The organism is Streptomyces sp. Q2 (assembly GCF_056820935.1).
In genome coordinates this window covers 323,677-344,314 of the sequence record NZ_JBXEJE010000002.1, presented here as the reverse complement: position 1 = coordinate 344,314, position 20,638 = coordinate 323,677, and the positions used below count along the sequence as shown (strand labels likewise).

The following is a 20,638-nucleotide window of genomic DNA, read 5'->3' as shown; positions in this document are numbered from 1 at the left end:
GGCGACTGATGCCACACTTCTGCGCACCTTGTGAAGGGCTCGTGCAGACTGGCCTGATGCGTACGGAACTTGTTTCGGAGCCCGGCGATCCGGCCCGCCCCAACGAGGACTTCGCCGGCGTCGCCCTACCGGCTTCCGGGCTGGGCGGCGTGCTCGTAGCCCTGGACGGCGTGACGCCTCCGCGGGACGCGACGGGCTGTCTGCATTCGGTGCCCTGGTTCACGTCCCGCCTCGGCGGAGCGCTGACCGAACTGTCCGTTTCCTGCCGAGATCTGACGCTGCCGGAGATCCTCTCGCGGGCGATTCTTCGAACAGCCGAGGCCCATCACACCACTTGTGATCTTTCTCACCCACGCACCCCGCAGGCGACGGTGGTTGTGGCCCGCTGGTCGCAGGAGTCGGTGGAGTACCTGGTCCTGTCGGACTCGGCGCTGCTGATCGAGTCCCCCGACGGCACGGTGACCGCCGAGCTGGACGACCGCCTCTCCCGCCTCCCGCGCTCCGCCCTCGCGACGGACGCCCTGGTCGACGCCACGATCCGCAACAAGGAGGGCGGCTTCTTCACGGCGGCGGCGGATCCGTCGGTGGCCGAGCGGGCGGTGACCGGCACGCGCCGGCGCTCGGAGGTGCGCGCGCTGGCCGCCCTGACGGACGGGGCGACGCGGTGGGTGGAGCGGTTCCGGGAGGGGGACTGGGGGGACTGCTTCACGTTCGTACGCAAGGAGGGGGCGGGGGCACTCGTGGAGCGGGTGCGCGAGCTGGAGCGGGGGGACGCGCGGGCCCGGGAGTTCCTCGGCCGCAGCAAGACGCATGACGACGCGACGGTGGTGTACGTGGAGCTGTGACGCGGACTCGCCAGAGGATCCGCCCCTACTTCTCCATTCCCCGGTTCAACTCGTGCAGCAACCGCGCCAGTTCCCCCACCTCGCGCGGATCCCAGTCGGCGAGCCGCCCCGCGTACCGCGCCCGACGGGCCTCGCGCACCCGCCGTACCCGGTCCTGGCCCTCCTGGGTGAGCGCGACCAGCCAGGCCCGCCCGTCGGCCGGGTCGGGTTCCCGGGCCACCAGGCCGAGGTCCTCCAGGGCGCGCAGTTGGCGGGACATCGTCGCCTTGCCGACGCCGATGTAGGCGGCGAGTTCGGTGGCGCGCTGGGGGCCGAACTCGTCGAGGCGGACGAGGAGGCCGTACGCCGCCGACTCCAGGTCGGGGTGGACCTCGCGGGCCATCTCGCCCTGGTTGGCACGGGCACGCCGCAGCAGGACGGTCAGTTCGCGCTCCAGCGCCAGGAACGCGGGCTGGTCCACACCGCTCGCGGACACTCCCCCAGAGGGGGCACCCCCGGACGCGACTCCACGTCCGGCGCCGTTTCCGTCTTCGTGCACGTCAGCCCCTGCCTCGGTTTTCCCCGGTCCTGAAAGTCTCCGCCGAGCGCCTTCATCGCCGCAGCTCCGCCAGTATTTCGCAGGGTCGGCCCAACGGCAGCGTCCGGGCCTCCTTCCGGCCTGGAGTTCTCCGCGCGTAGCGTGTTCACGAAGCCCCTGATTGGCATGTCCGCGCCAGTAGCTTGCTCGGGGGCGGGTCATGCCCCGTCACCCGCCTCCCCCTGTCACCGAGCACCACCGAGCCATCCCAGGCACGCTGTGTACGTGCTCAGACCCGGTTCACTCCGCGCATCGCGCGCCCTCCGCCCCCGCCGTCCCCGGCGTCGCTTCCTCGCCGGCCTCCTGCTCACCGCCCTGCCTCTCGCCCTCACCGCCCCGGCCTCGGCGGAGACCTCCCCCGGTCCGGCCCGCGGCACCGCCCACATGGGCATGGGCGTCCTCGCCCACGACGGCCAGAGCGGCGTCCCCGCCGCCACCCGCGCCGCCCAGACCGAGGGCGTCGACGTCTCCAGCCATCAGGGCAACGTCGACTGGCCGACGCTGTGGGGCAGCGGGGTCAGGTGGGCCTACGCGAAGGCGACCGAGGGGACGTACTACACGAACCCCTACCTCGCCCAGCAGTACAACGGCTCCTACAACGTCGGCATGATCCGCGGCGCGTACCACTTCGCCACCCCGGACACCACGTCCGGCGCAACGCAGGCCGACTACTTCGTCGACCGCGGCGGCGGCTGGTCCCAGGACGGCAGGACGCTGCCCGGCGTGCTCGACATCGAGTGGAACCCGTACGGCGACGCCTGCTACGGCAAGACCCCCAGCGCGATGGTCACCTGGATCCGCGGCTTCCTCAAGCAGTACAAGGCGCGCACGGGCCGGGACGCCGTGATCTACACCGCCACCAACTGGTGGGTGCAGTGCACCGGCGACTACTCCGGCTTCGCCGCCGCCAACCCGCTGTGGATCGCACGGTACGCGTCGTCCGTGGGGACCCTGCCGGCCGGCTGGAGCAGCCACACCATGTGGCAGTACACATCGTCCGGCCCGACCGTCGGCGACCACGACCGGTTCAACGGCCCCCTCGACCGGGTCGTCGGCCTCGCCAACGGCTGATCCGGGGCAGACGGACCGACACACCGGCCTACGGACGGACAGACGGCGGACAGGCAAAGGCCCGGGCCTCCCTCACAGGGACCCGGGCCTCGCCTCATCCGGCAGCGTCCGTCACGCCGCCACCGGAACCTCCGGCTCGGCCCCGTTCGTCGCCGGGGACAGCGCCAGCTCCAGGACCTGGCGGACGTCCGTGACGGCGTGGACGTCGAGCTTGTCCAGCACCTCCGCCGGGACGTCGTCCAGGTCGGGCTCGTTGCGCTTCGGGATGACGACGGTGGTCACCCCTGCCCGGTGCGCGGCGAGCAGCTTCTGCTTCACGCCGCCGATCGGGAGGACCCGACCGGTCAGCGAGACCTCGCCGGTCATCGCCACGTCCGTACGGACCAGACGCCCCGACAGCAGCGACGCCAGCGCCGTCGTCATCGTGACGCCCGCGCTCGGGCCGTCCTTGGGCACCGCGCCCGCCGGGAAGTGGATGTGCACGCCCCGGTCCTTCAGGTCGGCCACCGGCAGTTCGAGCTCGGCGCCGTGCGAGCGCAGGAAGCTCAGCGCGATCTGCGCCGACTCCTTCATCACGTCACCCAGTTGGCCGGTCAGGGTCAGCCCCGCCGCGCCGGTCTCCGGGTCGGCCAGCGACGCCTCGACGAACAGGACGTCACCGCCCGCTCCCGTGACCGCGAGGCCCGTCGCCACGCCCGGCACCGCGGTGCGGCGCTCCGCCGGGTCCTGGGCGGACTCGGGCACGTGGTGCGGCCGGCCGATCAGGGCGCGCAGATCCTCGTCCCCGACGGTGAACGGCAGCTTCCGCTCGCCCAGTTCGTGCTGGGCCGCGATCTTGCGCAGCAGGCGCGCGATCGACCGCTCCAGGGTGCGGACGCCCGCCTCGCGCGTGTACTCGCCGGCGAGCTTGCGCAGCGCGCTCTCGTCGAGCGTGACCTCGGCCTTCTCCAGTCCCGCCCGCTCCAGCTGACGCGGCAGCAGGTGGTCGCGCGCGATGACGACCTTCTCGTCCTCGGTGTAGCCGTCGAGGCGGACCAGCTCCATACGGTCGAGCAGCGCCTCCGGGATGGCCTCCAGCACGTTGGCGGTGGCCAGGAAGACGACGTCCGACAGGTCCAGCTCCACCTCCAGGTAGTGGTCCCGGAAGGTGTGGTTCTGCGCCGGGTCCAGGACCTCAAGGAGGGCGGCGGCCGGGTCACCCCGGAAGTCGGACCCCACCTTGTCGATCTCGTCGAGGAGCACGACCGGGTTCATCGACCCGGCCTCCTTGACGGCCCGGACGATCCGGCCGGGCAGCGCACCGACGTACGTACGGCGGTGACCGCGGATCTCGGCCTCGTCCCGGACGCCACCGAGGGCGACCCGGACGAACTTCCGCCCCATGGCGTGCGCGACGGACTCGCCGAGCGAGGTCTTGCCGACGCCGGGCGGGCCGACCAGCGCGAGCACGGCGCCACCACGGCGCCCGCCGATCACGCCCAGCCCTCGGTCGGTCCGGCGCTTGCGTACCGCCAGGTACTCGGTGATCCGCTCCTTCACGTCCTGCAGGCCGGCGTGTTCGGCGTCCAGGATCTCCTTGGCGCCCTGGATGTCGTACTGGTCCTCGGTCCGCTCGTTCCACGGCAGTTCGAGGACGGTGTCGAGCCAGGTCCGGATCCACGAGCCCTCGGGCGACTGGTCGCTGGACCGCTCCAGCTTGTCGACCTCCTTGAGGGCGGCCTCGCGGACCTTCTCGGGCAGGTCGGCGGCCTCGACCCGGGCGCGGTAGTCGTCGGACTCCTCACCCTCCTGCTCGCCGTTGAGCTCGCGCAGTTCCTTGCGGACGGCCTCCAGCTGACGCCGCAGCAGGAACTCGCGCTGCTGCTTGTCGACGCCCTCCTGGACGTCCTTGGCGATGGTCTCGGCAACGTCCTGCTCGGCGAGGTGGTCGCGCAGATGCTGGGTGGCGAGCTTCAGGCGGGCGACCGGGTCGGCCGTCTCCAGGAGCTCCACCTTCTGTTCGGTGGTCAGGAAGGGCGAGTAACCGGAGTTGTCGGCGAGGGCGGACACGTCGTCGATGGCCTGCACCCGGTCGACGACCTGCCAGGCACCGCGCTTGCGCAGCCAGGCCGTGGCAAGGGCCTTGTACTCCTTGACCAGTTCGGTGACGTGACCGGGCAGCGGGTCGGGCACGCTTTCGTCGATCCTCGTCCCCTCGACCCACAGCGCCGCACCCGGCCCCGTGGTTCCGGCACCGATCCGCACGCGGTCACGACCGCGGATCAGCGCACCCGGGTCGCCGTCGGCCAGCCGGCCGACCTGCTCGACGGTGCCGAGCACTCCGGTGCTCGCGTAGGTCCCGTCGATGCGTGGCACCAGCAGAACCCGGGGCTTCCCGGGTTCCGAGCGTGCGGCGGCCTGGGCCGCCTCCACCGCGGCGCGCACATCGGCGTCGTTCAAATCCAGCGGAACCACCATCCCGGGCAGCACGACCTCGTCGTCGAGCGGCAGCACGGGCAGGGCGAGCGGTGTGAACGCCGTGGACTCAGCAGCCATGATCTCCCCTTCGGCAGTCAAGTTGAGCTATGCCGACTCAATGCGCAGGGGGCCGGGATTGTTCCCCGGCCCGCGTTCGCTGTGAGCGATCACCGGCCAACTGCCGTCTGACCAGGCATGTCATGATGCGCCGATGGTCGATCCGATACCTCCGGTCGTCCCCGCCGGCCGCATCTGCGACAACGCCCAACCGGTCCTCGACCTTCCCGATACCGGTCTGGAGCTCCGGCCATGGCGGCCCGCGGACGCCGGTGCGCTCGTCGCCGCCGGTCACGATCCGGCGATCAGTCAGTGGAACCTCCTGCCCGCGCTGTCCGAGGACGAGGCACGCGTGCGCGTGGAGCGGATGCACGAGCGCTGGGCGGCGGAGACCGCCGCGGTCTGGGCGGTCGCGCCGGTTGACGGCGGCGAGGTCGTCGGCCTGGCCGGGTGGACCGGCATCGACCTCAAGGGCGGCTGTGCCGAGATCGTGTACTGGGTGCTGCCCGCCGGACGCGGCGCCGGTGTCGCCGTGGCGGCCACGCGGCGCCTCAGCCGGTGGGCCCTGGACGACCTGGGCCTGCACCGGCTCACGCTGTGCCACTCGGTGGCCAACCCGGCGTCCTGCCGCGTCGCCGCCAAGGCCGGGTTCACCCTGGAGGGCACCATGCGCGGCGCCCCTTTGCACGCGGACGGCTGGCACGACCAGCACCTGCACGCGCGCGTGCGGGGCGACGTGCACGAGGCGACGAGCGACCCGGGCGGCCGCGGCTGACGGTTCCGACGCGAACACACCACCTGGGCATTCCTGGGCATTCCCTCGCTCGCGCGAGAGCTCGCCACGCCCTCGGCGGTCGGGCTCCCGGGCTCCTGGAGACGCCGCCCTACGCGGCGGCCCGCGCCCGGTGCGAGGCCCGCGTCACCGGCCAGGTCGCGATGCCGATCGCGAGTGCGATCAGGTGGCCCCAGTTGGTCAGCGGGTCGGTGAACGCGTACAGGTCCAGGACCAGCATCCCGCCGAACAGGGCGAGCAGCGGCAGGCGCAGCCACGGGGTGAGGAGTCCGGCCAGGGCGCCCAGCGCCGCGGCGACACCGAAGCTCACGCCGTAGTCGAGTCGGTGCAGCGAGCTGTCGGGCAGGTGGCCGGCGAGCACCGCGAGGCCCACCGGGACCTCGGTCGCGAGGGTGGCGAGGACGTGCCCGAGGAGAAAGACACCGGCCGTGCGCAGCCCGCCTGTGCGGCGCTCCAGCGCGGTGAGCACGAGCAGGAAGCCGATCGCGTACGGCGAGAGGATCCCGCCCGCGATCCACAGCGCGCTGGCCGGCAGGACGAGTGCGGGCACCCGCACGAGGTGCGCCACATCGGTGCTGGAGGCCTGGTGGAGGTGGTGCACGAGGGCGGGGTCGGCATACGCGGTGACCAGCGAGGTGACGGCGAGGACGGCACCGTAGCCGAAGGTGAACGGTGTCCCGGTGGGCGTGGGCAGCAGCCGCCAGGGGCGGAGCCGGAGGCGGGGGCGGCTTTCCGAGGGCTCGTCAGCGGGGACCGCGGCCGGCGCGGTCTGCACAGGTGGCGCATCCGGCACGTTCGCCGACGGCCCTCGCTGGCGCGGCATCCCGTCCAGCAGCCCGGACAGGTCGGGCATGCGGGCGTCGTAGCGCGGAGGAGGGGGCGCGTCAGGGGACGGAGACACGTCCGCGGGCGCCGACGAGTCCGTCGTACCCCCTGGCGCAGTCCGTTCCACGATGAGGCGCTCCTTCCGTTGCGCCCCACACTCCGCGCCGCGCGGGGCCGCTGTCTGTGACCGGCGCCACCCTGGCGCTGATTCACAGCCGCTTCCCAAGGAACGGTCACGCGTCCACGGGCAGTCCGGTGCCCGCGGTCGTGGCGGATCGCAGCAGCCGGTCGGCGTACTGGCGGAAGCGGCCGACCACGTCGAAGCCCGTGGGGTCCAGGACCCACTGGAGTTGGAGGCCGTCCATCATGGCGGCCGTCTCCTCGCAGATCGCGACGGTGTCCGTGCCGGGCTTCAACTCACCGCTGTCCACGGCGCGCTGGAGGGGCCCGGAGGTGACCCGCACGTGCTCGGTGTAGCGGCGAACGAAGCGCGAGCACCACCTCGCGCCCTTCAAGGCCGCGATCGAGGCCGGGTGTTCGCAGCTGATGCCGTTGATGCCGTACTACGGCATGCCAGTCGGCACCGACTGGGAGGAGGTCCGCTTCGGCTTCGACAGGGACGTCCTGACCGGCCTGCTGCACGAACGCCTCGGCTACCAGGGCATCGTGTGCACCCACTGGGGCCAGCTCACCGACGCGGAGATCCTCGGCTAGCCCGCTCCGGCCGCGCCCGGGGCGTCGAGCACCTGACCGTCGTCGAGCGCGCGGCGAAGGCGCTGGACGCGGGCGTCGACCGGTTCGGCGGCGAGCAGTGCCCCGAGGTGGTCGTGGAACTCGTCCGCTGCGGCCACGTCTCCGAGAAGCGCCTCGACCGGTCCGTACGGCGGCTGCTGCGCGAGAGGTTCGTCCTCGGACGCCGCCCTGCTCGACGTGGCCTTCGGCCGGGCGCGGGCGGAAGGCCGGCTGCCCTGCGAACTCCCGCGCTCCATGGCGGCGGTGGGGGCGGCACGGCCGGACGTCCCGAACTACACGGCTGAATCGGTCTTCCCGTACGGCCACGGGCTCACCGTCCACGACCGTCCGTTCGGCGCTTAATCGCTCGGCTCGTCCTTCTCCCACCTGGCAGGATGGGCCGATGCCCACCTCGTACGACATCCCGCAGGTTCTGGACCGGCGCGAGGGTCCGCACGGCGAGGTCGTGCTGCGACGGCACGGCGAGTTGCTGCAGATCATCGCCAACGGCTGCTTCCTCATGGACACTTCCGACGGCCGCTCGGAGCGGCGGCTCGTGGACGCGGCGCTGGACGCGCTCGGCGAGCGCGTGGAGCCGAGCGTGCTCATCGGCGGCCTCGGCGTCGGCTTCTCGCTCGCGCACGCCGCGGCCGATCCCCGCTGGGGCCGGATCACCGTGGTCGAGCGGGAACGCGCCGTCATCGACTGGCACCGTGCCGGGCCGCTGTCCGCGCTCTCGGAGCGGGCCCTAGCCGACCCGCGCACCGGCATTGTGGAAACGGATCTTGTCGCTTTCGTCAATGAGACATGCGACACGTTCGACGCGCTGTGCCTGGACATCGACAACGGGCCCGACTGGACGGTCACCGAGGGCAACCACGGTCTGTACTCCGCGGCCGGACTGGCAAGCTGCACAAGGGTGTTGAGGCCAGGAGGGGTGCTGGCGGTGTGGTCCGCCCAGCCCTCTCCGGAATTTGAAGGAACCCTCCGGAATGCCGGGTTCCAACAGGTGCGTACCGAAGAGATCCCGGTTGCCCGGGGCGTTCCGGACGTCGTGCACCTCGCCGTCCGACCTGGATAGCAAAGCCGAGGTAACTCCCCGTACTCTGCTTCCCTGACGCCGATCATTCAAGCGTCAAGCGCAGTCATGCGCGGACAAGGGATCACCCCACTGGTTCCGGAATTGCACACCTCAGGGGCGGGCGATGGAGCAGACACACACCTCCCACAACGGCACGGCGACGACCCCGGGCGCACAGCGACGGGTGCTTGTCGTCGAGGACGATCCGACGATCGTGGACGCCATCGCGACCCGCCTGCGCGCCGAGGGATTCCTCGTGCAAACAGCGGGCGACGGTCCGTCCGCGGTCGACACGGCCGAGGCATGGCAGCCCGACCTGCTGATCCTCGACATCATGCTGCCCGGCTTCGACGGTCTGGAGGTCTGCCGTCGCGTGCAGGCCGCCCGGCCGGTGCCGGTCATGATGCTCACCGCGCGGGACGACGAGACCGACATGCTGGTCGGGCTCGGCGTCGGCGCCGACGACTACATGACCAAGCCGTTCTCCATGCGGGAGCTGGCCGCGCGCGTGCACGTCCTGCTGCGCCGCGTGGAGCGGGCCGCGATCGCCGCGTCGACCCCGCGCAGCGGGATCCTGCGGCTCGGCGAGCTGGAGATCGACCACGCGCAGCGCCGGGTACGGGTGCGCTCCGAGGACGTCCACCTGACGCCCACGGAGTTCGACCTCCTGGTCTGCCTGGCCAACACCCCGCGCGCGGTGCTCTCCCGTGAGCAGCTGCTGGCCGAGGTCTGGGACTGGGCGGACGCCTCCGGCACCCGGACCGTCGACAGCCACATCAAGGCGCTGCGGCGGAAGATCGGTGCCGAGCGGATCCGCACGGTGCACGGCGTGGGTTACGCCCTGGAGACGCCGACGCCATGAGCGACGGGCCGGCCGCACCAAGACGCCCCGGGGAGCCCTGGGGCGGCGTACGCCCGTTCTCGGTCAAGACCAAGCTGGGCGCCCTGGTCGTCATCTCGGTGCTGATCACCACCGGCCTGCTGATGATCGCGGTGCACACCAAGACGGAACTGCGCTTCATCACGGTCTTCTCGATGATCGCCACCCTGTTGATTACGCAGTTCGTGGCGCATTCGCTCACCGCGCCGCTGGACGAGATGAACGCGGTGGCCCGTTCCATCTCGCACGGCGACTACACCCGCCGGGTACGGGAGAACCGCCGGGACGAGCTGGGCGACCTGGCCCAGACGATCAACCGCATGGCGGACGACCTGGAGGCCCAGGAGCGGCAGCGCAAGGAGCTCGTGGCGAACGTCTCGCACGAGCTGCGTACGCCCATCGCGGGTCTGCGGGCGGTCCTGGAGAACATCGTCGACGGCTTCACGGAGGCCGATCCCGAGACGATGCGGACGGCCCTGAAGCAGACGGAGCGGCTGGGCCGTCTCGTGGAGACGCTCCTGGACCTGTCCCGGCTGGACAACGGGGTCGTACCGCTGCGCAGGCGGCGGTTCGAGGTGTGGCCGTACCTGTCGGGCGTGCTGAAGGAGGCCAACATGGTCGCCTCGGCGCGCGCGGGCATCGCCTCCGGATCCGGCAGCCACACGCGGACGGACGTCCATCTGCACCTCGACGTGTCCCCTCCGGAGCTGACCGCGCACGCGGACCCGGAGCGGATCCACCAGGTGGTGGCGAATCTCATCGACAACGCGGTCAAGCACAGTCCGCCGCACGGCCGGGTCACGGTGAAGGCGCGGCGCGGGACCGCTCCCGAGTCGCTCGAGCTGGAGGTTCTCGACGAGGGTCCCGGCATTCCCCGGTCGGAGTGGCACCGGGTCTTCGAGCGGTTCAACCGCGGCAGCGTCAACCGGCCGCACGGTCCCGGCAGCGACGGCGGCACGGGCCTCGGTCTGGCGATCGCCCGATGGGCGGTCGATCTGCACGGCGGTCTGATCGGAGTGGCCGAATCCGAGCGGGGTTGCCGGATTCTTGTCACTCTTCCGGGACTTCCTTCTTTGCCAAGTTGACGTAAAGTTCGAAGCGGAGCCACAAGATCCACGGGCGTCCGTCCTGGCGGACACGTGTGATCAGGCAGAGGCCCGCGCCGTTGTCGCGCCTGGGCCCGCTCAGCTCATCCCGGACTAAGCGGAACCTCGCTTGTTTCCCGCCATTTCCAGCCCTGAAACACGCTGTTCGATGTGACTTACACGACGATGGACGGACCCGGCCTGACCTTCTCGGTCTTGGAGGCGTAGCCTTTATTCCCGCTGTCCATCACCTTGTGAAGCGGAAGAGGGCGGTTGCCGCCGTGTCGCCACAGTCCCCCAGTAACTCGAGCATCTCCACCGACGCAGACCAAGCGGGTAAGAACCCCGCAGCGGCCTTCGGTCCGAACGAGTGGCTCGTCGACGAGATCTATCAGCAGTACCTCCAGGACCCGAATTCCGTAGACCGAGCCTGGTGGGACTTCTTCGCCGACTACAAGCCGGGGGCGGCCGCCGCCTCGGCTCCGGCGGGTACTGCGGCCGCGGGGGCCGCAGAGACCACCACCACGGCCCCGCCCGCGCCTGCCGCCCCGCCGGCGCAGGCCCAGGCGCCCGCCCAGGCTCCGGCTCCGGCCGCACCGGCCCCCGCGGCCCCGAAGCCCGCGGCCGCCGCTCCGGCGCCCGCGCAGGCCGCCGCACCGGCCAAGGCTCCGGCTCCGGCCGCGAAGCCCGCCGCTGCCGCCGCGCCGAAGGCCGCGGCTCCCGCCGCGTCCTCGGAGGGTCCGGAGTTCGTGACGCTGCGCGGCCCCGCCGCCGCGGTCGCCAAGAACATGAACGCCTCGCTGGAACTGCCCACGGCCACGTCCGTGCGCGCCGTCCCGGTGAAGCTGCTGTTCGACAACCGCATCGTCATCAACAACCACCTCAAGCGGGCCCGGGGCGGGAAGATCTCCTTCACGCACCTGATCGGCTTCGCGATGGTGCAGGCCATCAAGGCCATGCCGTCGATGAACTGGCACTTCGCGGAGAAGGACGGGAAGCCCACCCTCGTCAAGCCGCCGCACGTCAACTTCGGCCTGGCCATCGACCTGGTGAAGCCCAACGGCGACCGCCAGCTCGTCGTCGCCGGCATCAAGAAGGCCGAGACGCTGAACTTCTTCGAGTTCTGGCAGGCCTACGAGGACATCGTCCGCCGCGCCCGCGACGGCAAGCTGACGATGGACGACTTCACCGGTGTCACGGTCTCCCTGACCAACCCCGGCGGCCTCGGCACCGTCCACTCGGTGCCCCGCCTCATGCCCGGCCAGTCGGTCATCATGGGCGTCGGCTCGATGGACTACCCGGCGGAGTTCCAGGGCACCTCCCAGGACACCCTGAACAAGCTCGGCATCGCGAAGGTCATGACGCTCACGTCGACCTACGACCACCGGGTGATCCAGGGCGCCGCGTCCGGCGAGTTCCTGCGCGTCGTGGCGAACTACCTCCTCGGCGAGAACGGCTTCTACGACGAGATCTTCGAGGCGCTGCGCATCCCCTACGAGCCGGTCCGCTGGCTCAAGGACATCGACGCCTCGCACGACGACGACGTCACCAAGGCCGCCCGCGTCTTCGAGCTGATCCACTCCTACCGGGTCCGCGGCCACGTCATGGCCGACACCGACCCGCTGGAGTACCGCCAGCGCAAGCACCCCGACCTGGACATCACCGAGCACGGGCTCACCCTGTGGGACCTGGAGCGCGAGTTCGCGGTCGGCGGCTTCTCCGGCAAGTCGATGATGAAGCTGCGCGACATCCTCGGTGTGCTGCGTGACTCGTACTGCCGCACCACCGGCGTCGAGTTCATGCACATCCAGGACCCGAAGCAGCGCAAGTGGATCCAGGACCGCATCGAGCGCCCGCACAGCAAGCCGGAGCGCGAGGAGCAGCTGCGCATCCTGCGCCGCCTGAACGCGGCGGAGGCCTTCGAGACCTTCCTGCAGACGAAGTACGTCGGCCAGAAGCGCTTCTCCCTGGAGGGCGGCGAGTCCGTCATCCCGCTGCTCGACGCGGTGCTGGACTCGGCCGCCGAGTCCCGCCTGGACGAGGTCGTCATCGGTATGGCCCACCGCGGCCGCCTGAACGTCCTCGCCAACATCGTCGGCAAGTCGTACGCGCAGATCTTCCGCGAGTTCGAGGGCAACCTCGACCCGAAGTCGATGCACGGCTCCGGCGACGTGAAGTACCACCTGGGCGCCGAGGGCACCTTCACCGGTCTCGACGGCGAGCAGATCAAGGTCTCCCTGGCCGCGAACCCCTCCCACCTGGAGGCGGTCGACCCGGTCCTGGAGGGCATCGCCCGCGCCAAGCAGGACATCATCAACAAGGGCGGCACGGACTTCACGGTCCTGCCGGTGGCCCTCCACGGCGACGCGGCCTTCGCGGGCCAGGGCGTGGTCGCGGAGACCCTGAACATGTCGCAGCTGCGCGGTTACCGCACCGGCGGCACGGTCCACATCGTCATCAACAACCAGGTCGGCTTCACCGCCGCGCCGGAGTCGGCCCGCTCCTCCATGTACGCCACGGACGTGGCCCGCATGATCGAGGCGCCGATCTTCCACGTGAACGGCGACGACCCGGAGGCCGTGGTCCGCGTGGCCCGTCTGGCCTTCGAGTTCCGCCAGGCGTTCAACAAGGACGTGGTGATCGACCTCATCTGCTACCGCCGCCGCGGTCACAACGAGTCCGACAACCCGGCCTTCACCCAGCCGCTGATGTACGACCTGATCGACAAGAAGCGCTCAGTGCGCAAGCTGTACACCGAGTCCCTGATCGGTCGCGGCGACATCACCCTGGAAGAGGCCGAGCAGGCCCTGCAGGACTACCAGGGCCAGCTGGAGAAGGTCTTCACGGAGGTGCGCGAGGCCACCTCGCAGCCGCTGTCCGCGGAGCCGGCGGACCCGCAGGCGGAGTTCCCGGTCGCCGTGAACACCGCGATCTCCACCGAGGTCGTCAAGCGGATCGCCGAGTCCCAGGTCAGCGTCCCCGACCACATCACCGTCCACCCGCGTCTGCTGCCGCAGCTGCAGCGCCGGGCGACGATGGTCGAGGACGGCACCATCGACTGGGGCATGGGCGAGACGCTCGCGGTCGGCTCGCTCCTCCTGGAGGGCGTCCCGGTCCGGCTCGCGGGCCAGGACTCGCAGCGCGGCACCTTCGGCCAGCGCCACGCGGTGCTGATCGACCGCGCGACGGGCGACGAGTTCACGCCGCTGATGTACCTCGCCGAGGACCAGGCGCGTTACAACGTGTACAACTCGCTGCTCAGCGAGTACGCGGCGATGGGCTTCGAGTACGGCTACTCGCTGGCCCGCCCCGACGCGCTCGTGCTGTGGGAGGCCCAGTTCGGCGACTTCGTCAACGGCGCGCAGACGGTCGTGGACGAGTTCATCTCGTCGGCGGAGCAGAAGTGGGGCCAGACGTCCGGCGTCACCCTGCTGCTCCCGCACGGCTACGAGGGTCAGGGACCGGACCACTCGTCCGCCCGCCCCGAGCGCTTCCTCCAGATGTGCGCGCAGAACAACATGACGGTCGCGATGCCCACGCTCCCGTCGAACTACTTCCACCTCCTGCGGTGGCAGGTGCACAACCCGCACCACAAGCCGCTGGTCGTCTTCACCCCGAAGTCGATGCTGCGCCTGAAGGCCGCGGCCTCGAAGGCGGAGGAGTTCACGACGGGCCAGTTCCGCCCGGTCATCGGCGACGCGTCGGTCGACCCGGCCGCGGTCAAGAAGGTCGTCTTCTGCGCCGGCAAGGTCTACTACGACCTGGAGGCCGAGCGTCAGAAGCGCGGCGTCACGGACACGGCGATCATCCGCCTCGAGCGTCTGTACCCGCTGCCGGGTGCCGAGGTCCAGGCCGAGATCGCCAAGTACCCGAACGCCGAGAAGTACCTCTGGACCCAGGAGGAGCCGGCCAACCAGGGCGCCTGGCCGTTCATCGCCCTCAACCTCATCGACCACCTCGACCTGGCGGTCGGCGCGGACGTCCCCCACGGGGAGCGCCTGCGTCGCATCTCCCGCCCGCACGGCTCGTCGCCGGCGGTGGGTTCCGCGAAGCGGCACCAGGCCGAGCAGGAGCAGCTGGTGCGTGAGGTGTTCGAGGCGTAACCGCTCTCGCAGGCCGTACGGGCCGGGCCGTACCCCCTCTCCGGGGGTACGGCCCGGCCCGTTCGCACCCACATATCCTTGAGGCATGTACTTCACGGACCGAGGCATCGAAGAGCTGGAGAAGCGGCGCGGCGAGGAGGAGGTCACCTTCGAGTGGCTTGCCGAGCAGCTGCGGACGTTCGNGGGGGGCCCGCCCCGGCCCGTTCGCACCCACATATCCTTGAGGCATGTACTTCACGGACCGAGGCATCGAAGAGCTGGAGAAGCGGCGCGGCGAGGAGGAGGTCACCTTCGAGTGGCTTGCCGAGCAGCTGCGGACGTTCGTCGATCTGAACCCGGACTTCGAGGTGCCGGTGGAGCGGCTGGCCACGTGGCTGGCGCGGCTGGACGACGAGGACGAGGACGACGAGTAGGACGCGAACGAGTACGCGCACGCGTGGGGGCGCCCGTGTGGCGCCCCTTTTTGCGTGCTCTCAGTCGGGTGGGTGGGACAGGCCGTACGCGAGGCCCAGGGCGCCGTGCGCCAGGAGCAGGGTGCCGGCCGTGATCCACCCGGCGCTGCGGCGCCGTACACCCCACGCGGTGAGCGGGAGGCCGGCCGTGATCTGGGCGAGGGCCAGGAGGGGTGCTCTGGGGTCTTTGGACCAAGGCAGCCAAGGGCCGAGGCGGGGACGGGCCACGGCGTCGATCTCCGTGCGGCCCGCGGCGCGCGGGCCCGGCCACTCGACCGGGTGGGCGTCCGGCTGGGCGCGGGCGGCCTCGTGGAGGCGGTCGGCGGGTTCGCCGGGGGTGAGGCCGGCGGGGAGGGTGACTCCCGCGCGCGCGAGGACGGCGAGCAGGGCGCGCAGGCGGGCGCGGGCGTCGGTCGCGGGGGCCGGTTCGGTCAGCCGGCCGAGGCTCTGCAGGTCGAGGAGCGGGTCGAGGCCGAGACGGGCTGCGAAGGTGCGCATGGCCTCGTCCTCGCCCACCGGGGTGCCGTTGGCCATCCAGACGTAGCCCACGGGGCGGCGGAAGCCGGCGGCGAGGGTGTAGCCGGCCCCGTCCGCGTCCCACCACAGGGCGAGTACGGGCCAGGATGCGCCGACGGCCAGGGCGGTGGCCCAGCCGGTGAGGACGCGGTCGACGGGTTCGCCGCCGTGCAGCCAGGGCCTGCCCTCGGGGACGAGGACGCTCCAGCCGTCGCCAGCGCGCGTGAGCAGCATGCGTTCGCGCAGCAGCCGGGCCGCGGGGGCGACGGATTCCGGCTCCGACCGGCAGAGCAGCAGGGCGCCGGGGGCTCGGCCGGCGGGACCGGCCGGACCGGGGCGGGAGGCTTCCGTCGACATGGTCACACGCTAGGGCGATAAACCCATTTGAGCACTTTTGCCAGGCCAAGGATCCCCGGAACGAGTGTCTTGACTTTCCGTTGCCGCGATATATCGTGAATGCCAGGAGACGCGATATGGCGCGTTGCTACGGGGAGGTCTGCACCGATGTCCGAGTGGTCCGTCACAGAGCCGAGGAAGCTCACCTTCGACGATCCCGTCACCACCCTCCGCGTACGCATCGTCGACGGAACAGTGAACGTGGTGGGCACGGACGAAGGTTCCGCCCGCCTGGAGGTCTCCGAGATCGAGGGACCACCCCTGGCCGTGACCCATGAGGACGGCACGCTCACCGTGGCGTACGACGACCTGCCCTGGAAGGGCTTCCTCAAGTGGCTCGACCGCAAGGGGTGGCGCCGCAGCGCCGTCGTCTCCCTCGCCGTACCGGCCGGCACGCACGTCGAGGTGGGCGTGGTGAGCGCCGCGGCCGTGGTCTCCGGGATGCGCGGGCCGTCCGTGGTCAAGGGCGTCACCGGCGACACCACACTCGTCGGGCTCTCCGGCCCGGTCCGCGCCGACACGGTCTCCGGAAACCTGGAGGCCCAGTCCGTCACCGGCGACCTCCGGTTCAACTCCGTCTCCGGCGACCTCACCGTCGTCGACGGCTCGGGCTCCTCCGTCCGGGCCGACTCGGTCAGCGGCTCCATGATCGTCGACCTCGATCCGGCCGGGCCCACCGACATCCGGCTGACCAGCGTCTCGGGCGAGATCGCCATCCGGCTGCCCCAGCCGGCGGACGCCGAGGTCGAGGCCAACACGGCGAGCGGCACGATCTCCAACGCCTTCGACGGCCTCCGGGTGCACGGCCAGTGGGGCGCCCACAAGATCACCGGCCGCCTCGGCACGGGCAACGGCAAGCTGCGAGCCACGACCGTCTCCGGCTCGATCGCCCTGCTGCGCAGGCCGCCCCGGGAGGACGAGCCGTGGGACGACGTCATGGACCCGCACGCCGACGACCCGGCGGACGGCCCGCGAAGCGACCCGGGGGACAATTCCGTTTCCGGCCCGGGCGGCGGCTCGACCAGCACCCCGGCCGACGGTACGACCGACAAGAAGGTGCTCTGACATGCCCCCCGTCTTCGCCCACGGCCGCCTCCGCCTCTACCTGCTCAAGCTGCTGGACGAGGCCCCGCGTCACGGCTACGAGGTGATCCGCCTCCTGGAGGAGCGCTTCCAGGGGCTGTACGCGCCTTCCGCGGGCACCGTCTACCCGCGGCTGGCCAAGCTGGAGACCGAGGGCCTGGTCACCCACACCACCGAGGGCGGCCGCAAGGTGTACGCCATCACCGACGCTGGCCGCGCCGAACTGGCCGACCGCAGCGGTGAACTGGCCGATCTGGAGCTGGAGATCCGGGAGTCGGTCGCGGAGCTCGCCGCCGAGATCCGGGCCGACGTGCGCGGTGCGGCGGGCGACCTGCGCCGCGAGATGCGGGCGGCGGCCTCCGAGGCACGCCGGGGCACCGCGACCGGCGGCGGTGAACAGGAGGGCCCCACCGGGGACTTCGGCGAGTACACCGACAAGGAGGCGTGGCGCGCCGCCAGGGAGGAGATGCGCCGCGTCAAGCAGGAGTGGAAGGAACAGGCCCGCCGCGCCAAGGACGAGAGCCGGCGAGCCCGCGAGGAGGCCCAGCGCGCCCGCCGTCAGGCCAAGGAGGCCCAGGACCGGGCCCGTGAGCAGGCACAGGAAGAGGTGCAGCGCATCGCCCGCCGCGTCCAGGAACAAGTCCAGGACCACTTCACACGGGGCGACTGGCCGACGGGAGTCCGCGAGGGACTGACCGAACTGGCCAAGGAGTTCGGTGAGTTCGGGAAGGAGTACGGCAAGGACTTCGGATTCGGACGGGGCTACGGCAACGCGGAGAAGGCGGCGCCCGCCCCCGAGTACGCGCACACCCCTAAGGACTTCCCGGCCGACTACGAACCGACGTGGGCCCACGAGGACCCCACCGGCGACCCGGCCCGCGACCTGGACCGCCTGCTCGACCGCTTCCGGGACGACGTCCGCGACGCCGCCCGGGACCACGGAGTCACACCGGACCAACTCCGCGACGCCCGCCGCCACCTCTCGACGGCGGCGGCACACATCGGGTCGCTGCTGCGGACGCCAAGGGCATGAGCGACACGAGTCGGCCGGGGGCCCCGGCCACCGGCCGCCGATGACCCACGACCTCCAGCCGACGCCCATGCCCCCCACGGGCCCCGCTCAACCCGCCTTCGCCACCCCGTCCCCGCCCCTGCCCCCGTACAGGACCCGCGTCAGTGCCTCGTACGTCACGCCGTGATCGGCGAGGACCTCCGCGGGTACGCCGGGGCGAGCGGTAAGAGCCAACAGGAGGTGTTCGTCGCCGACATGGCGGTCGCGGCGGGCGACGGCGATGCGCAGGGACCTCTCCAGAACCTCCTTGGCGTCCCGTCCGAAGGTCCGGCGCCCCGACCACCAGCCCCTGTCCTTGCGGTCGCCGGACATCGCGCCGACGCCGTGCACCTCCTCCACCCGGGCGACGATCTCCGAGACGTCGATGCCCAGTCCCGCCAGGGCGTCGGTCTCGGCCTGGGTGAGGCCCGCACGTCGCCGCGCCTCGGTCAGGGCCAGCCGTACGGACTCCCTGCGCTCGGTGAGCCCGAGTGCGGCGAGCCCGAAGGAGGCGCGGGAGGCCTCCTGGTCCAGCAGCGCGAGCAGCAGGTGCTCCGCCTCCACGGACCGCACGCCCGCCCCCTCCGCGTACCCGACGGCCCCTCGCACCACGTCCCGGGCGTCCTTCGTGAACCGCTCGAACATCAATGCCTCCCGTACTTCTTGTGCACGGCCTGCCTGCTCACACCGAGTTCCGCGGCGATCTCCTGCCACGACCAGCCCTGATTGCGCGCGTTGCGGACCTGGACGGCCTCCAGCTGCTCCAGCAGTCTGCGCAGCGCGGCGACGGCCCTGAGGCCGACCCGGGGGTCCCGGTCGCCCGCGCGCTCGGCGAGATCCGTTGCTTCGGTCATGCCTGTCAACTTAGATTGACAAGCCCCCACGTGTCAACCAACGTTGACACCTGAGACACGACGACGGCCGGCCCGGAACCCGGACCGGCCACCGAAAAACGAGAGCCCGCTAGCCGTTCGTGAGGACGATCTTTCCGAACTGGTCCCCGGACTCCAGCCGCTCGAAGCCCTCGCGGGCCCGGTCGAGCGGGAACGCCTCGTCGATGACGGGACGTACGCCGGTGGCGGCGCAGAAGGAGAGCAGGTCCTCCAGTTCGTCCTTGGTGCCCATCGTGGAGCCGACGACCTTGAGCTCCAGGAAGAAGATCCGGGTCAGCTCGGCGTGCGAGGGACGGTCGCCGCTCGTCGCGCCGGAGATCACGAGCGTTCCGCCGGGCCGCAGGGACTTCACCGAGTGCGACCAGGTGGCCGCGCCGACGGTCTCGATCACGGCGTCGACCCGCTGCGGCAGCCGCGCACCCGGCTCCACCGCCTCCACGGCCCCGAGCTCGACGGCCCGCTTCCGCTTCGCCTCGTCCCGGCTGGTCGCGAAGACCCGCAACCCGGCGGCCTTCCCGAGCACGATCGCGGCCGTGGCGACACCACCGCCGGCGCCCTGCACGAGAACCGAGTCGCCGGGACGTACGCCGGCGTTCGTGAACAGCATCCGGTACGCCGTCAGCCACGCCGTCGGCAGACAGGCGGCCTCCTCGAAGGAGAGCTCCTTGGGCTTGGGCAGCAGGTTCCACGTCGGTACGGCGACCTGCTCGGCGAAGGTGCCCTGGTAACGCTCGGTGAGGATGGAGCGGGGCTCCTTCGGGCCGACGCCGTGGCCGGTCTGGCCGATGACGGAGTGCAGGACGACCTCGTTGCCGTCCTGGTCGACGCCGGCGGCGTCACAGCCGAGGATCATCGGCAGCTTGTCCTCTGCGAGGCCCACGCCGCGCAGGGACCAGAGGTCGTGATGATTGAGGGAGGCGGCCCTGACGTCGACGACGCTCCAGCCGGGGCGGGGATCGGGGGCCGGGCGCTCCCCCGACTCCAGGCCGGAGAGCGGCTGGTCGCGGTCGATTCGGGCGGCGTAGACAGCGAACATGACCTTGACGATAGGGCCGAGTGCGAGCGGGTGGAACCGTTGCCCCCTGTGACACACACCCTCTTGCCAACACCCCCGGCACCGCCCGCGGCCCTGCTGAGGGCTCCGCCCCCAAACCCCCGCCCCACGCCCACCCACCACCCGACTCGGTCGGCCGAAAGGTGACCCTCGCCGTGGGCCTGCGCCCCCAGCAGGTGGACGGGGATTGGGATGGCCTTCCACCTATCGCCGGAGCCGGTGGGTCAAGACGTGGCCCTCGCCACGCGGGCCGCACCCCCAACAGGTGGACGAGGATTGGGGATGGCCTTCACCTATCACCCGACCCGGTGGATCGATAGGTGACCCTCGCCGCGCGGGCCGCACCCCCAGCAGGTGAGGACTCGGGACGGCCTCCACCCATCCGCCCGGTCAACGAGCCGCAACGGCCACCGGGCCGCACCCCCAGCAGGAGGTCGAGGGCCCGCCCGACTCGGTCAGTCGCTCGGTCGCGAGGTGGCCTCAGCCGGCGTCACCGACGTCGCAAGGTGCGCGCTCGCTCCGCACCCGCCCCCGCACCGCACCCGCACCCGCACCCGCGTACGGCGGCAAGGGGCCGTGTCGGGGGGTGTCCGCCCGCAGCGGTTGGCGCGTCAACGCCGGCACCTCTCCAAGGAACCGATTCCGCGCCGTTCCGAGGACGGACACCCCCCGACACGGCCCCGACCC

20 protein-coding genes and 1 pseudogene are annotated in these 20,638 nt (G+C 71.4%); 12 read left to right on the top strand and 9 right to left on the bottom strand.

The window, feature by feature from the left end:
- The first annotated feature begins 56 nt into the window (after positions 1-56).
- The gene (locus ACWBNA_RS03760; protein ID WP_482702230.1) at positions 57-845 is read left to right on the top strand and encodes a hypothetical protein; all 789 of its coding nucleotides are present in this window, start codon (positions 57-59) and stop codon (positions 843-845) included.
- 25 nt (positions 846-870) lie between these two features.
- Here the strand turns inward: ACWBNA_RS03760 and ACWBNA_RS03755 are convergent, their stop codons facing one another.
- On the bottom strand, positions 871-1,383 hold the full coding sequence (locus ACWBNA_RS03755) for a MarR family winged helix-turn-helix transcriptional regulator (protein WP_482702228.1): 513 nt from the start codon (positions 1,381-1,383) through the stop codon (positions 871-873).
- A 342-nt stretch (positions 1,384-1,725) separates the two neighbouring features.
- On the opposite strand from ACWBNA_RS03755, the gene ACWBNA_RS03750 reads away from it, so the two are divergent.
- The gene (locus ACWBNA_RS03750) at positions 1,726-2,493 is read left to right on the top strand and encodes a lysozyme (protein WP_482702445.1); all 768 of its coding nucleotides are present in this window, start codon (positions 1,726-1,728) and stop codon (positions 2,491-2,493) included.
- Between the two features lie 111 nt (positions 2,494-2,604).
- On the opposite strand, the gene lon is transcribed toward ACWBNA_RS03750, so the two are convergent.
- Entirely contained in the window at positions 2,605-5,028 is a 2,424-nt protein-coding gene (gene lon / locus ACWBNA_RS03745; RefSeq protein ID WP_482702226.1) for an endopeptidase La, read from the bottom strand.
- A 133-nt stretch (positions 5,029-5,161) separates the two neighbouring features.
- On the opposite strand from lon, the gene ACWBNA_RS03740 reads away from it, so the two are divergent.
- Positions 5,162-5,782, top strand: a complete 621-nt coding sequence (locus ACWBNA_RS03740) for a GNAT family N-acetyltransferase (protein ID WP_482702224.1) — start codon at positions 5,162-5,164, stop codon at positions 5,780-5,782.
- Between the two features lie 109 nt (positions 5,783-5,891).
- Here the strand turns inward: ACWBNA_RS03740 and ACWBNA_RS03735 are convergent, their stop codons facing one another.
- Together ACWBNA_RS03735 and ACWBNA_RS03730 are read right to left on the bottom strand one after the other, a co-directional pair.
- Complete coding sequence (locus ACWBNA_RS03735) at positions 5,892-6,752, bottom strand: rhomboid-like protein (protein ID WP_482702222.1); 861 nt, start codon at positions 6,750-6,752, stop codon at positions 5,892-5,894.
- Between the two features lie 106 nt (positions 6,753-6,858).
- Complete coding sequence (locus tag ACWBNA_RS03730) at positions 6,859-7,089, bottom strand: TetR family transcriptional regulator C-terminal domain-containing protein (RefSeq protein WP_482702220.1); 231 nt, start codon at positions 7,087-7,089, stop codon at positions 6,859-6,861.
- A gap of 82 nt (positions 7,090-7,171) precedes the next feature.
- On the opposite strand from ACWBNA_RS03730, the gene ACWBNA_RS03725 reads away from it, so the two are divergent.
- Complete coding sequence (locus ACWBNA_RS03725) at positions 7,172-7,339, top strand: hypothetical protein (protein ID WP_482702218.1); 168 nt, start codon at positions 7,172-7,174, stop codon at positions 7,337-7,339.
- Here the strand turns inward: ACWBNA_RS03725 and ACWBNA_RS03720 are convergent.
- The gene (locus ACWBNA_RS03720) at positions 7,336-7,614 is read right to left on the bottom strand and encodes a hypothetical protein (RefSeq protein WP_482702217.1); all 279 of its coding nucleotides are present in this window, start codon (positions 7,612-7,614) and stop codon (positions 7,336-7,338) included. The genes ACWBNA_RS03725 and ACWBNA_RS03720 overlap by 4 nt on opposite strands.
- Before the next feature lie 146 nt (positions 7,615-7,760).
- On the opposite strand from ACWBNA_RS03720, the gene ACWBNA_RS03715 reads away from it, so the two are divergent.
- The 6 genes and pseudogenes from ACWBNA_RS03715 (at position 7,761) to ACWBNA_RS03690 (ending at position 14,919) form a co-directional block, all read left to right on the top strand.
- On the top strand, positions 7,761-8,438 hold the full coding sequence (locus ACWBNA_RS03715) for a spermine/spermidine synthase domain-containing protein (protein WP_482702215.1): 678 nt from the start codon (positions 7,761-7,763) through the stop codon (positions 8,436-8,438).
- 124 nt (positions 8,439-8,562) lie between these two features.
- Entirely contained in the window at positions 8,563-9,300 is a 738-nt protein-coding gene (locus ACWBNA_RS03710) for a response regulator transcription factor (protein ID WP_383874191.1), read from the top strand.
- The gene (locus tag ACWBNA_RS03705) at positions 9,297-10,403 is read left to right on the top strand and encodes a HAMP domain-containing sensor histidine kinase (RefSeq protein ID WP_482702213.1); all 1,107 of its coding nucleotides are present in this window, start codon (positions 9,297-9,299) and stop codon (positions 10,401-10,403) included. Before ACWBNA_RS03710 ends, ACWBNA_RS03705 begins: the two co-directional genes overlap by 4 nt.
- Positions 10,404-10,684: 281 nt before the next feature.
- Positions 10,685-14,506: a multifunctional oxoglutarate decarboxylase/oxoglutarate dehydrogenase thiamine pyrophosphate-binding subunit/dihydrolipoyllysine-residue succinyltransferase subunit gene (locus ACWBNA_RS03700; protein ID WP_482702211.1), complete on the top strand. Its 3,822-nt coding sequence runs from the start codon at positions 10,685-10,687 to the stop codon at positions 14,504-14,506.
- A gap of 85 nt (positions 14,507-14,591) precedes the next feature.
- Positions 14,592-14,687: pseudogene (locus tag ACWBNA_RS03695) on the top strand (DUF6104 family protein); the annotation flags it as partial.
- A gap of 46 nt (positions 14,688-14,733) precedes the next feature.
- Positions 14,734-14,919 carry a DUF6104 family protein gene (locus ACWBNA_RS03690; RefSeq protein WP_007266501.1) on the top strand — a complete coding sequence of 62 codons (186 nt, stop codon included), beginning with the start codon at positions 14,734-14,736 and terminating at the stop codon, positions 14,917-14,919.
- Between the two features lie 60 nt (positions 14,920-14,979).
- Here the strand turns inward: ACWBNA_RS03690 and ACWBNA_RS03685 are convergent, their stop codons facing one another.
- Positions 14,980-15,831, bottom strand: a complete 852-nt coding sequence (locus ACWBNA_RS03685) for a hypothetical protein (protein ID WP_482702208.1) — start codon at positions 15,829-15,831, stop codon at positions 14,980-14,982.
- Between the two features lie 147 nt (positions 15,832-15,978).
- On the opposite strand from ACWBNA_RS03685, the gene ACWBNA_RS03680 reads away from it, so the two are divergent.
- Together ACWBNA_RS03680 and ACWBNA_RS03675 are read left to right on the top strand one after the other, a co-directional pair.
- Positions 15,979-16,935: a DUF4097 family beta strand repeat-containing protein gene (locus ACWBNA_RS03680; protein WP_482702206.1), complete on the top strand. Its 957-nt coding sequence runs from the start codon at positions 15,979-15,981 to the stop codon at positions 16,933-16,935.
- 1 nt (position 16,936) lies between these two features.
- On the top strand, positions 16,937-17,986 hold the full coding sequence (locus tag ACWBNA_RS03675) for a helix-turn-helix transcriptional regulator (RefSeq protein WP_482702204.1): 1,050 nt from the start codon (positions 16,937-16,939) through the stop codon (positions 17,984-17,986).
- 87 nt (positions 17,987-18,073) lie between these two features.
- Here the strand turns inward: ACWBNA_RS03675 and ACWBNA_RS03670 are convergent, their stop codons facing one another.
- From ACWBNA_RS03670 to ACWBNA_RS03660, 3 genes are all read right to left on the bottom strand, one after another.
- A complete protein-coding gene (locus tag ACWBNA_RS03670) occupies positions 18,074-18,649 on the bottom strand; it encodes a Clp protease N-terminal domain-containing protein (protein WP_482702202.1) in 576 nt (191 codons plus the stop codon).
- The gene (locus ACWBNA_RS03665) at positions 18,649-18,858 is read right to left on the bottom strand and encodes an HTH domain-containing protein (RefSeq protein ID WP_004925761.1); all 210 of its coding nucleotides are present in this window, start codon (positions 18,856-18,858) and stop codon (positions 18,649-18,651) included. Before ACWBNA_RS03665 ends, ACWBNA_RS03670 begins: the two co-directional genes overlap by 1 nt.
- Before the next feature lie 109 nt (positions 18,859-18,967).
- Positions 18,968-19,933, bottom strand: a complete 966-nt coding sequence (locus tag ACWBNA_RS03660) for a zinc-binding dehydrogenase (RefSeq protein ID WP_482702200.1) — start codon at positions 19,931-19,933, stop codon at positions 18,968-18,970.
- Between the last annotated feature and the right edge of the window lie 705 nt (positions 19,934-20,638).

Bases quoted from the DNA above. Each gene is read 5' to 3' on its own strand.
- ACWBNA_RS03760 (WP_482702230.1), top strand. From the start codon at position 57: ATGCGTACGGAACTTGTTTCGGAGCCCGGCGATCCGGCCCGCCCCAAC.
- lon (WP_482702226.1), bottom strand. From the start codon at position 5,028: ATGGCTGCTGAGTCCACGGCGTTCACACCGCTCGCCCTGCCCGTGCTG.
- ACWBNA_RS03740 (WP_482702224.1), top strand. From the start codon at position 5,162: ATGGTCGATCCGATACCTCCGGTCGTCCCCGCCGGCCGCATCTGCGAC.
- ACWBNA_RS03725 (WP_482702218.1), top strand. From the start codon at position 7,172: ATGCCGTTGATGCCGTACTACGGCATGCCAGTCGGCACCGACTGGGAG.
- ACWBNA_RS03720 (WP_482702217.1), bottom strand. From the start codon at position 7,614: ATGGAGCGCGGGAGTTCGCAGGGCAGCCGGCCTTCCGCCCGCGCCCGG.
- ACWBNA_RS03715 (WP_482702215.1), top strand. From the start codon at position 7,761: ATGCCCACCTCGTACGACATCCCGCAGGTTCTGGACCGGCGCGAGGGT.
- ACWBNA_RS03710 (WP_383874191.1), top strand. From the start codon at position 8,563: ATGGAGCAGACACACACCTCCCACAACGGCACGGCGACGACCCCGGGC.
- ACWBNA_RS03705 (WP_482702213.1), top strand. From the start codon at position 9,297: ATGAGCGACGGGCCGGCCGCACCAAGACGCCCCGGGGAGCCCTGGGGC.
- ACWBNA_RS03690 (WP_007266501.1), top strand. From the start codon at position 14,734: ATGTACTTCACGGACCGAGGCATCGAAGAGCTGGAGAAGCGGCGCGGC.
- ACWBNA_RS03685 (WP_482702208.1), bottom strand. From the start codon at position 15,831: ATGTCGACGGAAGCCTCCCGCCCCGGTCCGGCCGGTCCCGCCGGCCGA.
- ACWBNA_RS03680 (WP_482702206.1), top strand. From the start codon at position 15,979: ATGTCCGAGTGGTCCGTCACAGAGCCGAGGAAGCTCACCTTCGACGAT.
- ACWBNA_RS03675 (WP_482702204.1), top strand. From the start codon at position 16,937: ATGCCCCCCGTCTTCGCCCACGGCCGCCTCCGCCTCTACCTGCTCAAG.
- ACWBNA_RS03670 (WP_482702202.1), bottom strand. From the start codon at position 18,649: ATGTTCGAGCGGTTCACGAAGGACGCCCGGGACGTGGTGCGAGGGGCC.
- ACWBNA_RS03665 (WP_004925761.1), bottom strand. From the start codon at position 18,858: ATGACCGAAGCAACGGATCTCGCCGAGCGCGCGGGCGACCGGGACCCC.
- ACWBNA_RS03660 (WP_482702200.1), bottom strand. From the start codon at position 19,933: ATGTTCGCTGTCTACGCCGCCCGAATCGACCGCGACCAGCCGCTCTCC.